Source organism: Pseudarthrobacter sp. NPDC059871 (assembly GCF_042731175.1).
Taxonomy (GTDB): Bacteria; Actinomycetota; Actinomycetes; order Actinomycetales; family Micrococcaceae; genus Arthrobacter.
Window position 1 is genome coordinate 211,827 of the sequence record NZ_JBHWJV010000007.1, and the last position, 14,596, is coordinate 226,422.

Consider the following 14,596-nt stretch of genomic DNA (forward strand, 5'->3'; position numbering starts at 1 on the left):
TTGTCCGCACCATCAGTTCCGGGGGCGACACCATGAGAAAAACCGCAGCAATCATCATGCTCATCCTGGGGATCCTCCTTTCGCTGGTGGGCCTCACAGCGCTCGCCGGCGGCGCCGTAGCCATGGCGGTGGGGTCCGCGCAGGGTGACGGTTTCCTTACCTCCGGCACGGCCCGGCTGTCAGTCGCATCCCACGCGCTGACCTCGCCCCGGCTCGATGCCATCGGCGAGGGCGTTCCGCCCCGCCTCCCCTTCGACCTGGGGACCCTGCGGCTGCGGGCTGCCCCCGTGGACCCGGCCAAGGACGTCTTCATCGGGATCGCGTCCCAGTCCGACGTCGAGAAGTATCTGTCCGGCGTCTACCATTCGGAACTGCTCGACGTCGAGATGCAGCCGTTCCGGGCCGAGTACCGTGACATACCGGGAACCGCCGTTCCTGCCGTACCCGCCCAGCAGACGTTCTGGGCCGCGTCCGCAACCGGCCCCGGCGAACAGGAGTTAACGTGGGACCTTGCCGCCGGCAACTGGTCGATTGTCCTGATGAATGCCGATGCCAGCCAGGGCGTGGCTGCAACGCTGCAGGCCGGGGCCCGGTCTGACCTGATCAGGCCGGCCGCCACGGGCCTGCTGGTGGGCGGCGCCATTGCCTTGGTGATCGGTGTTCCGCTGCTGGTCTTCGGGGCCATGGGCCTGGGCCGCCATACCGGCCCGCCGGCCCGGGGGCCGGGTGCGCCGGGGCTTCCGGCGCAGCCGCAGCAGTCCACGCAGCACCTGGCAGAACTGGCGGACCGGGCCCCCTACCCGGCGCGGCTCTTCGGTGAGCTGGACCCAGGGCTGTCGAGGGGCTTGTGGCTGGTCAAGTGGTTCCTGGCCATTCCCCACTTCGTTGTGCTGGTCTTCCTATGGTTTGCCTTCGCAGTGACCACCATAGTGGCAGGGTTCGCGATCCTCTTCACCGGCCGCTACCCGAGGGCACTCTTCAACTTCAATGTCGGGGTGATGCGCTGGAACTGGAGGGTGGCCTTCTACGCCTATGCCGCCGCCGGGACGGACCTTTATCCGCCGTTCACCCTGGCGCACACCGACTACCCGGCGGACTTCGATGTGGACTATCCGGAGCGGCTTTCCCGGGGCCTGGTGCTGGTCAAGTGGTGGCTGCTGGCCATTCCGCACCTGCTGATCGTGGCCGCCCTGGCCGGCACCGCCTGGACGTGGCGGGCGGAAACCACGGATCTGGGAACCACGTATGAGCGCAGCACCGGGATTTCCTTGCTGGGGATCCTGGTCCTGGTGGCCGTAGTGGCGCTCCTCTTCACAGGCCGCTACCTGCGTCCGCTGTTCGACCTGATCCTGGGCATCAACCGCTGGATTTACCGCGTCATGGCCTACACGGCACTGATGCGGGACGAATATCCGCCCTTCCGGCTCGACCAGGGACCCGGGGAAGCGCCGCCGCCGGCAGTCCAACCGGTGAGGCAGGAAATCCCTGTACCCGGAACGGGTACAACGCCCCAGGCCTAGCCGCCGGCCCGGCCAGTGCAGCAGATGGACATGACCGCACCAGAAGGAGTTGAGATGGGTTCTGCCGGAGCACCGTTCGGCCGGATCGTCGTGGGAGTCGACGGCTCGGAGGCCTCCATCGAGGCGCTGCGGCAGGCGCAGCGCCTGGCGGTGCCGCTCGGCGCCAAAGTCGAGGCGCACGCCTATTGGGATTACCCGCAGGCCTACTCCGGCTACATGCTGATGGGCATCGAAGGATTCGAGGAGCGGGCCGGCCAGATCCTCGATGAGGCGGTCAGTACCGCCTATGGTGACGAAACGCCGTCGAACGTCGTGGCCAGCCTTGTCCGCGGACACCCCCGCGATTCACTGATCGAAGCCAGCCGCGACGCTGACCTGCTGGTGGTGGGCCGCCGTGGGCACGGCGGCTTTGGCGGGCTGCTGCTGGGCTCGGTCAGTTCGGCGCTGGTGGCCCACGCCCACTGCCCGGTGCTGGTGGTGCACACGCCGGAGCAGCCCGCGAAATAGGCGCGACGGCGGTTCGGAACAGGACGATGCGGAACAGGACGGTGCGGAACGTGACGCAGGTCAGCGCCCGCCGTCGGACGCTGCTGCCCGGGCCGGAACCACCAAGACCGGGCAGTGGGCATGGCTTACGCAGGCGGAACTCACCGGGCCCGGGACGAAGCCGGCATGCCCGTGCCGGCCAACAATCAGCAGCGCAGCTTCCCTGCTGCCCTCAATCAGGAGGTGCGCTGCGCTGCCCCGCAGGAGCCGCCCACGGATTTCCGGCGGCACCGTTGCCCCGAAGGCATCAGTGAGCGCTTGCTGGAGTGCCTGCTTCGCCGCGAACTCGAATCCCTCGATGCCAACGGCCAGGTAAATCCCAAAACCGGCGGGAACATCCCAGCACGCCCACGCCTCCACTGCTGCACCCAGCGGCCCGGCAAGGGCGCGCGCAGTCCGCAGGGCCTGGAGCGAGGCACCCGATCCGTCCACGCCCACGATGATCCTGGGCTGCCCTCCGCCGGCTTCCATGGTGGGCTCCGTTCCCTTCGCCGATGCACGTCTGCTCCAACCCTGCTGAAGGAGCAGCCGGCTTTGTAGGGCCTTTGGTCACCGGGCCGCGGCAGCAAGATCAGGCAGTTTCCGACTTTGGTCCCTTACATCCACGCACCGCGGGCGCAAGAATGGTACTTGCCCCTCCCGGGGGCTGCCCGCACAGCGCAGCGGGTGCAGGTGTGGTCCTTATGAAAATGGGAGCGTAACGTGCAAAGGCTTGAGACTGGCTCGGGGGAAGCTGCAAATCCGCAGGAACCGCTTCGCGTCTTCATCCTCGACGACCACGAACTTGTCCGGCAGGGATTGAAAGACCTGCTGGAAGGTGAAGGATTCGTGGTGGTGGGCGAAAGCGGATCGGCCGCCGAGGCCACCCGCCGGATCCCGGCGCTTCGGCCGGACATCTCCATCCTGGACGGGCGCCTGCCTGACGGCACCGGCATCGAGGTCTGCCGCGACGTCCGCTCCCTCGATCCGCGGCTGAACTGCCTGATCCTGACCAGCTACGACGACGAACAGGCCATCCGGGGTGCCGTCCTGGCCGGAGCGGCGGGCTACATCCTCAAACAGATCAGGAGCGATGACCTCCTGGCCGGTATCCGCAAGGCGTCCACCGGCGCCTCCCTGTTCGAACCCGGGGTGCGGGAACGGATTGTCTCCGGACTGGCCCGGACCCCGACGGACCCGAGGATGGAAGGTCTCAGCGCGCAGGAGAAGAAGGTGCTGTCGCTGGTGGGGCAGGGCCTGACGAACCGCCAGATCGGTGAAGAGCTGTTCCTGGCCGAGAAGACCGTCAAGAACTACGTGTCATCCATCCTGGCCAAACTCGGCTTCGAACGCCGGACACAGGCGGCCGTGTTCGTCACCAGGAACAGCCAGGAAGCGCACTGACGCGGCCGGGGCCCCGTCATGCAAGTCCGACGCACCACCGGACCCGGGTCCCCTTGCCCGGTTCGCTGTCAATGCTGCAGCTGCCGCCCAGCATCTCCGCCCGGTGCCGCATGTTGGCAAGGCCGCTGGTCAGCGCCGGCTCCTCGAAGCCGCGGCCGTTGTCCGAAATGACCAGCTCCACGTCATCCGGCGAGGCAGTCACCGCCACACGGATGTCCGCAGCCCCGGAGTGGCGCGCGGCGTTGCTCAGCCCTTCGGACAGGACGGAGAGCAGGTGGCCGGCCACGTCCTCGTGGACGGCGTCGTCCACAGGTCCGCTGAAGGCGACGTTGGGCACGACGGCGTACCCCCGGGATGTTTCTTCGGCCACCTTGAGGATGCGGCCGGTCAGCGGTTCGTGGTTGCCGCCGGTCCGCAACGAATAGATGGTGTCGCGGAGTTTCCGAATGGTGTCATCCAGTTCGGCGGTGACGGCGGCGATCCGTTCGTGGGCCACCGGGTCCGGTGTGTAGCGGCGGAGGCTCTGGATGCTCAGGCCTGCGGCGAACAGGCGCTGGATCACCAGGTCGTGCAGGTCGCGGGCAATCCGTTCCCTGTCCGTAAACAGCAGGTTCTGTTCACGGAGGGCGTGGACCCGGGCGAGGTCGAGCGCCAACCCGATCCGGCTGCCGAACAACGCGCTGGACTCCACCTCTGCCTGGGTGAACGGGCCCGAACCCGATGGCCGGGCAAGGATCAGCACGCCGTTGTCACTTCCGCTGTGGCCCAGCGCGCAGACCAGTACCGGGCCGAGCTTTTCCACTACCCCGTCGTCGAAGACCTGTTGGGGATCCCGCACCATCATGGACTTCCCCGTGCTGATGACGTCGTCGACGACGCCGGAAGCCTTGATCTCCCGGCCCGCCTGCAGGCTCTGGACACCCAGCGACGAACGGCAGCGCAGGGCGCCATCCCCGGCGGGGGCGGCAATCACGGCGAGGGCTGAATCCGAAACCCGCATTGCGGTCTCCGACACCAGGTCCAGGTTCTCCGCGTCCCCGGGCCTGGGTGTGACAATCAGCCGGCTGCTCAGCTCCATCCCGGCTTCCAGCCACTTCTGCCGGCGCTTGCTGTCATCGAAATGGCGGGCATTCTGGATGGCCACGCCGGCGGCGGCAGCCAAGGCCACGGCCAGGTCCTCATCCTCGGGAGTGAAATCCAGCCCGCCGGTCTTCTCCGTGAGGTAGAGGTTGCCGAATACGACGTCGCGAACCCGCACGGGGACGCCGAGGAAAGTCTTCATGGGGGGATGGTTCTGGGGAAAGCCGGAAGCGATGGGGTGCTGGCCGAGGTCGTGGAGGCGCAGCGGCCGCGGCTCCCGGATCAGCAGTCCCAGCACGCCGTGGCCGGTGGGCAGGTCCCCGATGGACCGGATGCCCTGCTCGTCGATCCCCACGGTGATGAAGTGGCTGAGGCTGCGGTCCTCACCAATGACGCCCAGGGCGCCGTAGCGCGCACCCACCAGTTCGCAGGCCGAGCGCACCAGCCTGTCGAGCACGGTTTCGAGGCTGAGGTCTTCGGCCAGGCCCACGACGGCGGACAGCAGGCCGTTCATCCTGTCCTGGGTCTGCAGCAGCTCGTCGGCGCGGGAGACAAAGTCGCGAAGGAGGTCTTCGGCGCGCTCCCGCATTGGAGAACGCCACGGTTCAGTACTCACGTTCCACCTCCTGTTGAAGCGGCCCGCGCCATTGCGGGCTTCCAGCAGCTGTGCAGCGTCCAGGGTGATGCATCCCCGGAGGACCCGGCTGCGCCTGGGCACGCAACAGAGGGCTTAGCCCCATCCTAGGAGAGGATCAAGGGCCGGGGAATGCCCGGAGCCCGCACAATTCACACACCGGGACCTTCTTCCCTACCCCCGCCGAATTCCCGGACCTAAGCTACGGCCATGGATACAGGTGCTGTGGAAGCGGAAGCGGAAATTCTGGGCGTTCATGACTGCTGGAAATACCTGCAGTCGACGCCGGTGTGCAGGATCGCCTTCCCGCACGGGAACACGGTCGAAATCCTTCCGGTCAACTTTGTTCCGAGCAACGGCACGGTGCTCATCCGCACCGGAGAGGGAACCACGCTGGATTCGCTGGCGGACGGCCAGCCCGTATCCCTGGAGGCCGACGGATTCAACCAGTACGGCACCATCGCCTGGAGCGTGGTGGTCAAGGGCCGCACCGGGGCGGCGGACGACGCCGCATCGCAGCGGGAGGCCAGCGACGGCCGGCTGTCTCCCTGGCAGGCCGGGACCAAGGACCGGCTGGTCCGCGTCACCCCCGCCGAAGTCACCGGGAGGCGATTCGTCATCGCTCCCCCGTCCCGCTGGGCTCCGCAGGAACCCGACGGCGAACGCTGACTTTTCCGGCCACCATACGCAGGCATACCCACCCCGGCATACCCACCCAGGCACCCCCAAGGAAGGTCAGCCATGGATACCACCAAGCCCATCGCCGTCGGCGTCTCCGAGTCCGAAGCATCCCGGGCAGCCCTGGCATGGGCTGCTGCCCGCGCCGCCCGGCTCCGGCTGCCGCTGGTGCTTCTTTCCGTCCTGGATGACCACTGGATGGCGGGCGAAGCGCTCGAGGCGCTCCCCTACATCGATGTGCTGCGCACCTCCGGGGAGGACCTTCTGAAGAACTCCGCCGACCGGATCCGCAGCCAGGAACCAGGCCTGGAGGTCTCGCACGAAATGCTGGAGGGCAGCATAGGCGCCTCCCTGGGCCGCTATTCGGGGAAAGCGGCCATGCTGGTTTTGGGCAGCAGCGGGCAATCCCGCGGTGCCATGACGGACCGCGCGCTGCAGGCGGCAGCTGTCGCCGACTGCCCTGTGGCCGTCATCGGCCCGGGGAAAGCTGATGGCCGGGGCATCGTGGTTGGAGTCGACGGGTCCGAACAGGCCACGCAGGCCGTGGCTTTCGCAGCCTCCGAGGCCGATGCGCTGGGCGAGGAGCTGACGGTCCTGTACGCCTTCACGGGGCCCAACCGGTGGATCAGGGCGGGGCTTCCTTCCGGCAGTTTTGCCCGGCACGTAATAGAGCAGGAACAGGTGGTCCTCTCCGAGACCGTTGCCGGGCTGCGCCAGGACTATCCCGGCCTGGCCGTGCACGATGTCCTCGAGACCGTCATGGAACCCGCCGACGCGCTGGTCCGTGCCGCTGCCACGGCAAGGCTGCTGGTACTGGGCAGCCGTGGCCGCGGCAGCTTCAGCAGGCTCCTGTTGGGGTCCACCGCCCACGCCGTCCTGGCCCAGCCGCCATGCCCCACCGTCATCACAAGGCTGAAGAAGCTGGCCTGAGCTCGGCCGGGGTCGCGGAACGGACTGCCAGGGGCGAAACGAATAACGTACCTGCCGCCACCAGCCGCAGCCTGTGGGAGATTGTCCGGGCCAATGTGCTCACCCTGTTCAACGGCATCGTGGCAGGCAGCTTCATTCTGCTGTTCGTGCTTGGCCAGTGGCGGGACGCGCTCTTTGGCTTCTCCGCCCTGGGCAACGCCCTCATCGGCATCGTCCAGGAGTACCGGGCCAAGAAATCCCTTGACCGCCTGGCCATCCTCCAGGCCGCCCGCAGCAGGGTCATCCGGGATGGGGTCCCGCAGTGGATCCCGGCAGAGGACCTGGTCCCCGACGACGTCGTCCTGCTCAGCGCCGGAGACCAGGTTTCGGCGGACCTGCGGCTCCTCGACAACGGTTTCATCGAGGCAGACGAGTCGCTCCTGACCGGCGAATCGGAGCCAGTACCCAAATCCGCCGGAGCGGACCTGCTGTCCGGGTCGCTGATCCTCGCCGGCAGCGCGCGGGCAGTGGTAACCAGGGTCGGGGCAGGAACGTTCGCCGCGCGGCTCGCCGCCGAAGCGAAACGCTTCTCCCTCGTCACTTCGGAGATCCGCGCCGGCCTGGACAGGGTCCTCAAGGTCATCACCTGGCTGCTGCTCCCGACGGCGGTACTCGTCGCGAACGCGCAGGTCCAGGATGCGGGCGGCTGGGCCGGGGCCTTCAGTTCCGGCCGCTGGGTAACGGCTGCGGTGGGCGTGGTGGCGAGCCTGATTGCCATGATTCCCCTCGGCCTGGTCCTGCTGACCAGCGTCGCCTTCGCAGTGGGCGGATTGCGGCTCTCCCGGCAGATGGTCCTGGTCCAGGAACTGGCAGCCGTGGAGGTACTGGCCAGGGTTGATGTCCTGTGCCTGGACAAGACCGGAACTTTGTCCACAGGTGCCATCACTTTTGACGCGCTGCACGATGCCGGGATGCCGCCTGCCGAAGGATGGAAGGATGCCCTGGCGTGGTTTGGAGCCAGGCCTGAAGCCAGCACCACGGCAGCGGCCATCGGGGCCGCCTTCCACGGGGACGGACTGCTGGCCGAAACCTCGTCCGTGCCATTCGACTCAACCAGGAAATGGAGTTCGGTCTCCTTTCCCTCGGCGGGCGGTGCCGGAGGCAGTTGGGTGCTGGGGGCTCCCAGTGCCGTCCTCGGAGCATCAACCCGGCTGGGTGAGGCGCACCGGAAGGCTGCTGCCCTGGCCGCCACGGGGCTGCGGACGCTCGCACTGGCGCACGTGCCCGGTTCCCTGCCGCCGGGCGCGGCAGTGGGTGGCGGCCTCCCTGACAACCTTGAACCGGCATTGCTGCTGACTTTCCGCGAAGACATCCGGAAGGATGCGGCGGATACCCTCGACTACTTCCGGGGCCAGGGAGTCACCCTCAAGATCATCTCCGGCGACGACCCACGTACTGTGGGCGCCCTGGCCCGCACCGTGGGAATGGGTGGTCCCGGTGCCTTCGATGCCCGCACCCTTCCCACAGACCCCGCCCTCCTGGAGCAGGCCATGGAGGACAACGACGTCTTTGGCAGCGTTACCCCGGCGCAGAAACGCGACATGGTGCAGGCACTGCAGCGGCGTGGCCACACTGTGGCGATGACCGGGGACGGCGTCAACGACGTCCTTGCGCTGAAGGAGGCCGATCTGGGGATCGCCATGGACACGGCATCTTCGGCGACGAAGGCAGTAGCCCGGCTGGTGCTCCTGGACGGCCGCTTCGACAGATTGCCGGCGGTTGTTGCGGAGGGACGGCGGGCCATCAGCAACGTGGGGCGAGTCTCCGTGGTCTTCCTCAGCAAGGCGGTCTACATCACCGCAATCTCCCTCGTCTTCGCGCTGCTCCTGTGGCCGTTCCCGTTCCTGCCGCGGCAGCTGTCCATCCTCGACGGCCTGACCATCGGGCTCCCCGGATTCTTCCTCGCGTTGCAGCCCGGCGGAGAGCGGTACACGCCTGGCTTCCTGAGACGGTCCCTGTCCTTTTCGCTGCCTGCCGGACTGTGCGCAGCCCTGTGCGTGGCCGGAGTCAGCGGGTACGCGGGCACCATGGGCCTTGCGGGAACAGCTGCCGGCCAGTCTGCCGCCATCATCACGCTTGCCCTGCTGGCATCGTGGATCCTGGTCACGGCGTCGCGCCCGCTCACCTGGACGAAAGGATTGATCCTTGCGGGTATGTACGCCGGCCTTTTCCTGCTGTTCACCGTACCTCCGGCCACCGAATTCCTCCGGCTTGAATGGCCGCCGCCGGACCTCCTGGCAGTATCGGCCGCCACTGGCATGGCAGGCAGCGCGGCGGTCCAGGCATTTGCCGCACTGCAGCGGACCCGCCAGCCGGAAAAAGACCGGTCAGGAAGCCCCGGGCGCCGGTGACCTTTGGCTCTGGCTGCGCTGCGGAGGCCGGTGCAAGTGTTGATCCATCCGGCGAAGGAGGCTGTGGTGCGCGCATGGTGGGTTGGTCAACCGGGTCCGGCCGCGGGCGGCCCCCTGGTCCTGGGCAGCAGGGACGATCCCCGGCCCGGTCCGCACGAGGTCCTGGTGGACGTCAGTGTGTGCGGCATATGCCGTACCGACCTGCATCTGGCCGAAGGCGACCTCGCACCCCGGCGTCCCGCCGTCGTGCCCGGACACGAAGCCGTGGGCGTGGTGGCGGCCTGCGGCACCGAGGCCAGGCGGTTCGCGCCGGGTGACCGGGTGGGGGTGGCGTGGCTCGGCGGCACGTGCGGGACCTGCCCCTACTGCCTGCGCGGCGACGAGAACCTTTGCACGGCGCCCGTCTTCACCGGCTGGGACAAGGATGGCGGCTACGCCGGGAAGCTGACCGTCCTGGAAGACTTTGCCTATGCAATCCCGGATGTGTTTACGGACGAGCAGGCGGCACCGCTCCTGTGCTCCGGCATCATCGGCTACCGCGCCCTGAAGCGGGCGGCCCTGCCCGAGGGTGGCCGGCTGGGGATCTACGGGTTCGGCAGTTCCGCCCACCTGACGGCCCGGATGGCAATGCACCTGGGTGCCTCCGTGTACGTGATGACCCGCTCTGCGGAAGCCCGGGACCTGGCCCGCAGCATGGGGGCCGCGTTTGTGGGCGGGGAAGGCGATGCGCCGCCCGAGCCCCTCGATTCGGCCATCCTGTTCGCCCCTGCCGGCAGCCTGGTTCCCGTTGCCCTGGCGGCTCTGGACCGCGGCGGGACGCTGGCCATTGCGGGCATTCACCTCAGCGACATTCCCGCCCTGAACTACCAGAGCCACCTGTTCCACGAACGGCAGCTGCGCAGCGTCACTGCGAACACCCGCACTGATGGCGAAGAGTTCTTCTCCCTCGCTGAAAGGATTCCCCTGTCCCCCACCGTCACCGTCTATCCGTTCGACGCTGCGGACAGGGCACTTGCAGACCTTGCCGCGGACAGGATCACCGGATCTGCAGTGCTCCGCGTCCGCCGCTGACCTCCGCGCCTGAGGGACTTTCCACGCCGGGCTGGGACCTTGGACTCTGGAGCCGGTGCCGCGGGAAGCGGATGGAGTTGACGCCGGCGAACTGCCGGGCGTCATATTCGGCTTTATCCGAAAAGGGCCGCCGCTTCCCGGTACCTTTGCTCCGGGACCACTTTCAGGGTGCCCAGGGCCTCCTCCAGGGCCACAGGGACGATGTCCGTTCCCCTGAGGGCCACCATGGTGCCCCAGTTGCCCTCCGCGGCAGCGCCGACGGCGGCTATGCCCAGCCGGGTGGCCAGCACCCGGTCGTATGCCGTCGGCTCTCCTCCGCGCTGGATGTGCCCGAGGATCGTTGCGCGCGTCTCGATGCCTGTCATGGCCTGGAGCTTCGCTTCCAGCAGCAGGCCGATGCCGCCCAGCCGCGGCCGGCCGAAAGTATCGAGTCCCCGGGGAGAATAGGGTGCCTCCTGGCCCACGGCGGCGAAAGCCTCAGCCACCACCACCAGCGGTGCCCGTCCCCGGTCCCGGGCTGACACCACCCAGACTGCCACCTGGTCAAAGGTCACCGGGTGCTCGGGGATGAGGATGGCATGGGCGCCGGAGGCCATGCCCGCGTGCAACGCAATCCATCCCGCATTCCGTCCCATGACCTCCGCCACCATGCACCGGTGGTGCGATTCCCCGGTGGTCCGCAGCCTGTCGATGGCTTCCGTTGCCGTTTGGACCGCCGAGTCGAAGCCGAAGGTGTAATCGGTCGCACCGAGATCGTTGTCGATGGTTTTGGGGACGCCAATGATTTGCAGTCCCTGGCTGCACAGTTCCCTGGCAGCGGCCAGGGTTCCCTCGCCGCCGATGGCAATGAGCCCGTCCAGTTCGTTGCGCAGGAGCCCTGCCCGGACAGCCTGCACGCCGCCGTCGCGCAGCGGGTTGGTCCGGGACGTCCCGAGGATTGTGCCACCCAGTCGTGAGATGCCGCGGACGCTGTGCCGGGGCAGGGGAACCACGTCCTGTTCCAGGAGTCCCCGCCACCCGTCCCTGAACCCGACGAACCCGCAACCGTGGACGATGTCTCCGGCGAGGACGGCCCCGCGGATCACGGCATTCACGCCGGGACAGTCGCCTCCACTGGTCAGGATGCCGAGGCGCCTCATGGCAGGGCCGGATCCGCGGCGGCCGCCAGCCGGAAGTTGCCGGACTGCCCCGGCATCAGGGTTGTATCCCTGCCGTTGACCCGCACGCTGATGGGCGCGGCATCCCCAGGTGCCGACACGACATGAAGGTGCCCGCCCTTGAGCCTGATGTTCAGGTGGTGGCCCCGGTACCGGATGTGGAAGGCGACGCTCCGCAGTCCCGTGGGCATGCAGGGTGCGAAAATAATGGTCTCCCCGCTCAGCCTCAGCCCGGCGAAGCTGCGCTGGATGACGTCCACTGTCCCGGCCATGGCGCCCAGGTGGATTCCAGCCCGGGTGGTGCCGTGCTGGGTGTCGTCCAGGTCGGCGTCGAGCGCTTCGCGGAAGCTGTCCCACGCCCGGTCCGCGTCGAGTGCTGCGAGGACGGAGGCGTGGGCAACGCGGCTTAGGGTGGAGCCGTGGGCGGTGCGGCCAAGGTAGTACTCGATGGTCAGGTTCAGCTGCTCCGCGGTGAACGTGTAGCCCAGCTCGGCCAGGAGTTGGGTGAGGCCCTCCTGGCCCAGGAGGTAGGGAAGCATCAGGACATCGGCCTGCTTGGCGAGCTTGTACCGGTTGGTGTCATCGCCCTCGGCTTCCAGGATGAGGTCCAGCCGCTCGATGCTGTCATAGGTTTCCCGGTAGCGGTCCCAGTCCAGTTCGCTGAGCTGCCCGTAGCCGGCGAACTGGCTGATGACGCCGTCGGGATGGAACGGCACGAAGAACGCCCGGCCTACCTGTTCCCAGCCGGCGGCCTCGTCGGCGCTGATGCCCAGCCGCGCCGCCAGCTCAGCCCGCTCGTCACCCTGGAAGATGGCAACGATGTCTGCCGCCCGCAGGCAGGCCCAGGCAGCCATCAGGTTGGTATACGCGTTGTCGTCCAGGCCCGGCTCAGGGTTTCCGGGGTACCGGGTGTGGTACTCGTCGGGCCCTACCACGCCCCTGAGGTGGTAGCGGGAGGTGTCCTGGCTGAACTCGGCCCGGGAGGCGAAGAACCGGGCAATGTCGATGACCAGTTCGGCGCCCCGCCTGAGCAGCCACGGCTTGTCGTTGGTGGCCTGGTAGTACTGCCAGGCGTTGAAGGCCACCGCCAGGCCGGCGTGCAGCTGCAGGTGCGAGTAGTCCCGGACCCACCGGCCCGAGCGGTCGTTGTAGAGCCAGGTAGGTGTCTCCTCGGTCCCGTCGCTTCCGCTCTGCCAGGGGAACATCGCCCCGGAGCAACCCGCCAGTGCGGCGGCGTGCCGTGCGGCCGGCAGCCGGCGCCACCGGTAGTCGATCAGGGCGCGTGCCACGTCCGGCGTGCGCAGCGTTACCAGTGGCAGCACGAACAGCTCATCCCAGAAAACGTGGCCGCGGTACCCCTCGCCGTGGAGCCCGCGGGCAGTGACGCCGGCATCCAGTTCAGCCGTGTGGCGGGTCAGGGTTTGCAGGACATGGAAGATATGGAGGTTCAGGACCAGCCGCACCTGCCCCGGCGCGTCCATCTCCACAAGGTAGGGCGCCAACTCCCGGCGCCAGGCGTCGAGGTGGGCAGCCAGCAGCGCACCGGGGTCATCGCCAGCGCGGCGCAGCACCCACCGCGCTGCGGATGCCGGGGACGATATGGCGCGGTCCCTGGAGGTCACCACGGCCACAACCTTGGTGACTGTTGACGGATTCCCGTCCGCGAGCGCCATCCGGAAGGACCGGTAGTGGAACGCCCCGTCCCTGCCTTCGGCTGCCACATCCGTGATGCCCGTTCCCCGGGTGCGGAAGGCCACGGCAATCCGCACCAGGCTTTGGGTCGTTTCGGCCTCGACGACGGAGATGCCGTCGTCCGGGATGTCACCGGGTACGTCCTCGGGGGCGGTGCGCTCGCCGGTGCGATCTGCAAGGTGGACCCCGGGACCGGCCGCCGGGCCGGGAACGTTGGCATTCCGGACCCCGGCGTTCACTCCGCTGCGTACCTCCACCGCACCGCTCCAGCCCAACGGCGTCACCTGCATGTCCAGCACCAGCAGATGCGGCTCGGCCATTGACGCGAAGCGGGTCTGGACCACCTCCAACCGCTTACCGTCGGCAGTTTCGAGCAGCAGGCGCCGCTCCAGCACCGCCCTGCGCAGATCCAGCGAGCGCCGCTCATGCAGGAGGGTCATTCCCCCGGCGGACCACCACCGGCCGCCTTCCAGCCTCAGGTCGAGGGGAAGGCAGTCCGGGGCGTTTACCAGGTGCTCCTCAACTACTGACTCTCCGCCTGCTTCGGCTTCGGCCCTGTTGTACACGCCGGCAAGGTACATGCCGGCGTAGCTGGCCGGGCCGCCTTCCGCGGCGGCACCCCGGACTGCCAAGTAGCCGTTGCCCAGGGTGGTGAGCGCTTCCCGGTGCCCTTCGTGGTCGGCGTCGAATCCTTCGAAGACCAGGTGCCAGGGATCGCCGAGCACCAGTCCCAGATCCAGTTCCCCTACGTCGTTCAGGACCTCACCGGCACCGGCCGCTTCAAGGCCCCGCCGAGTGCCGCTGCGGTCAATGCCCACCACCAGGCCGAATCCGCCCCGCCGCGCGGCCTGGACGCCGGCCACCGAGTCCTCGATGACCACGGCGTGGGACGGTGGAACGCCCAGCCGGAATGCGGCGGCCAGGAAGACGTCGGGCGCGGGTTTGCCCCGCAGCCCAAGCTTCGCCGCTGCTGTTCCGTCGAGGATGACGCTGAAGAGGTCCGTGATGCCGGCTGCATCCAGCACGAAGGACGCGTTGCGGCTGGACGTCACCACGCCTGTGGGCACCCCGGCGTCGGCCAGCCGGCGCAGCAGCTGCATGGTGCCCGGGTAGCTTTGGACACCGTCCCTGCGCAGGTGTTCGAGGAACAGCCGGTTCTTCAGGGCCCCCAGTCCGTAGGCCGTCCAGGCACCGGACTGGTCGTGGTCCGTTCCCCGGTCCACCGCTACTCCCCTGGCGGCGAGGAACTTCATGACGCCCTCTTCCCGGGGCAGTCCGTCGATGTACGTCCGGTAATCGGCTTTGGACATCGGCGCGCGGTCTGCCGTTGCCGGGATCCGCGGGTCCTGGAAGATGCGGTCAAACGCTTCTTTCCAGGCGGCCTGGTGGAGCAGTGCGGTGTTGGTGATGACTCCGTCAAGGTCGAAGATGACCGCGTCAAACGGCGGCCTGGCGGCAGCTGCGGTGGGAGAGCCGGTCATAGGACTGTGCTATCAGCAGTGGGTCCGGGGCAGA

At 68.1% G+C, this 14,596-nt stretch carries 11 protein-coding genes; 7 read left to right on the forward strand and 4 right to left on the reverse strand.

Translation table 11 applies throughout. The features are described 5' to 3' along the window. The first annotated feature begins 32 nt into the window (after window positions 1–32). Entirely contained in the window at window positions 33–1,520 is a 1,488-nt protein-coding gene (locus ACFV4R_RS11695; protein WP_377204189.1) for a DUF4389 domain-containing protein, read from the forward strand. Window positions 1,521–1,574: 54 nt separating this feature from the next. Continuing rightward, window positions 1,575–2,027 carry a universal stress protein gene (locus ACFV4R_RS11700; protein ID WP_377204188.1) on the forward strand — a complete coding sequence of 151 codons (453 nt, stop codon included), beginning with the start codon at window positions 1,575–1,577 and terminating at the stop codon, window positions 2,025–2,027. 60 nt (window positions 2,028–2,087) lie between these two features. Here ACFV4R_RS11700 and ACFV4R_RS11705 read toward each other — a convergent pair whose 3' ends face one another. Then, a complete protein-coding gene (locus ACFV4R_RS11705) occupies window positions 2,088–2,537 on the reverse strand; it encodes a universal stress protein (protein ID WP_377204187.1) in 450 nt (149 codons plus the stop codon). Between the two features lie 231 nt (window positions 2,538–2,768). Here ACFV4R_RS11705 and ACFV4R_RS11710 point away from each other — a divergent pair, with 231 nt between their 5' ends. After that, window positions 2,769–3,449, forward strand: a complete 681-nt coding sequence (locus ACFV4R_RS11710) for a response regulator (RefSeq protein ID WP_377204186.1) — start codon at window positions 2,769–2,771, stop codon at window positions 3,447–3,449. 16 nt (window positions 3,450–3,465) lie between these two features. On the opposite strand, the gene ACFV4R_RS11715 is transcribed toward ACFV4R_RS11710, so the two are convergent. Then, complete coding sequence (locus tag ACFV4R_RS11715; protein ID WP_377204216.1) at window positions 3,466–5,118, reverse strand: GAF domain-containing sensor histidine kinase; 1,653 nt, start codon at window positions 5,116–5,118, stop codon at window positions 3,466–3,468. Window positions 5,119–5,373: 255 nt separating this feature from the next. Between ACFV4R_RS11715 and ACFV4R_RS11720 the strand changes: the two genes are divergently transcribed. The 4 genes from ACFV4R_RS11720 (at window position 5,374) to ACFV4R_RS11735 (ending at window position 10,232) form a co-directional block, all read left to right on the forward strand. Then, window positions 5,374–5,832, forward strand: a complete 459-nt coding sequence (locus ACFV4R_RS11720; protein WP_377204185.1) for a pyridoxamine 5'-phosphate oxidase family protein — start codon at window positions 5,374–5,376, stop codon at window positions 5,830–5,832. Window positions 5,833–5,904: 72 nt separating this feature from the next. Continuing rightward, complete coding sequence (locus ACFV4R_RS11725; protein WP_377204184.1) at window positions 5,905–6,771, forward strand: universal stress protein; 867 nt, start codon at window positions 5,905–5,907, stop codon at window positions 6,769–6,771. Then, window positions 6,732–9,161: an HAD-IC family P-type ATPase gene (locus ACFV4R_RS11730; protein WP_377204183.1), complete on the forward strand. Its 2,430-nt coding sequence runs from the start codon at window positions 6,732–6,734 to the stop codon at window positions 9,159–9,161. Before ACFV4R_RS11725 ends, ACFV4R_RS11730 begins: the two co-directional genes overlap by 40 nt. A 66-nt stretch (window positions 9,162–9,227) precedes the next feature. Beyond that, on the forward strand, window positions 9,228–10,232 hold the full coding sequence (locus ACFV4R_RS11735; RefSeq protein WP_377204182.1) for a zinc-dependent alcohol dehydrogenase family protein: 1,005 nt from the start codon (window positions 9,228–9,230) through the stop codon (window positions 10,230–10,232). Window positions 10,233–10,345: 113 nt separating this feature from the next. Here the strand turns inward: ACFV4R_RS11735 and ACFV4R_RS11740 are convergent, their stop codons facing one another. Further along, window positions 10,346–11,371, reverse strand: coding sequence for an ATP-dependent 6-phosphofructokinase (locus ACFV4R_RS11740; RefSeq protein WP_377204181.1), 1,026 nt, complete (start codon window positions 11,369–11,371; stop codon window positions 10,346–10,348). After that, window positions 11,368–14,562 (reverse strand): beta-phosphoglucomutase family hydrolase, encoded by a 3,195-nt coding sequence (locus ACFV4R_RS11745; RefSeq protein WP_377204180.1) that lies wholly within the window; start codon window positions 14,560–14,562, stop codon window positions 11,368–11,370. The genes ACFV4R_RS11740 and ACFV4R_RS11745 overlap by 4 nt, the downstream gene beginning before the upstream one ends. Window positions 14,563–14,596 lie beyond the last annotated feature (34 nt).

Bases quoted from the DNA above. Each gene is read 5' to 3' on its own strand.
- ACFV4R_RS11695 (WP_377204189.1), top strand. From the start codon at position 33: ATGAGAAAAACCGCAGCAATCATCATGCTCATCCTGGGGATCCTCCTT.
- ACFV4R_RS11700 (WP_377204188.1), top strand. From the start codon at position 1,575: ATGGGTTCTGCCGGAGCACCGTTCGGCCGGATCGTCGTGGGAGTCGAC.
- ACFV4R_RS11705 (WP_377204187.1), bottom strand. From the start codon at position 2,537: ATGGAAGCCGGCGGAGGGCAGCCCAGGATCATCGTGGGCGTGGACGGA.
- ACFV4R_RS11715 (WP_377204216.1), bottom strand. From the start codon at position 5,118: ATGCGGGAGCGCGCCGAAGACCTCCTTCGCGACTTTGTCTCCCGCGCC.
- ACFV4R_RS11720 (WP_377204185.1), top strand. From the start codon at position 5,374: ATGGATACAGGTGCTGTGGAAGCGGAAGCGGAAATTCTGGGCGTTCAT.
- ACFV4R_RS11725 (WP_377204184.1), top strand. From the start codon at position 5,905: ATGGATACCACCAAGCCCATCGCCGTCGGCGTCTCCGAGTCCGAAGCA.
- ACFV4R_RS11730 (WP_377204183.1), top strand. From the start codon at position 6,732: ATGCCCCACCGTCATCACAAGGCTGAAGAAGCTGGCCTGAGCTCGGCC.
- ACFV4R_RS11740 (WP_377204181.1), bottom strand. From the start codon at position 11,371: ATGAGGCGCCTCGGCATCCTGACCAGTGGAGGCGACTGTCCCGGCGTG.
- ACFV4R_RS11745 (WP_377204180.1), bottom strand. From the start codon at position 14,562: ATGACCGGCTCTCCCACCGCAGCTGCCGCCAGGCCGCCGTTTGACGCG.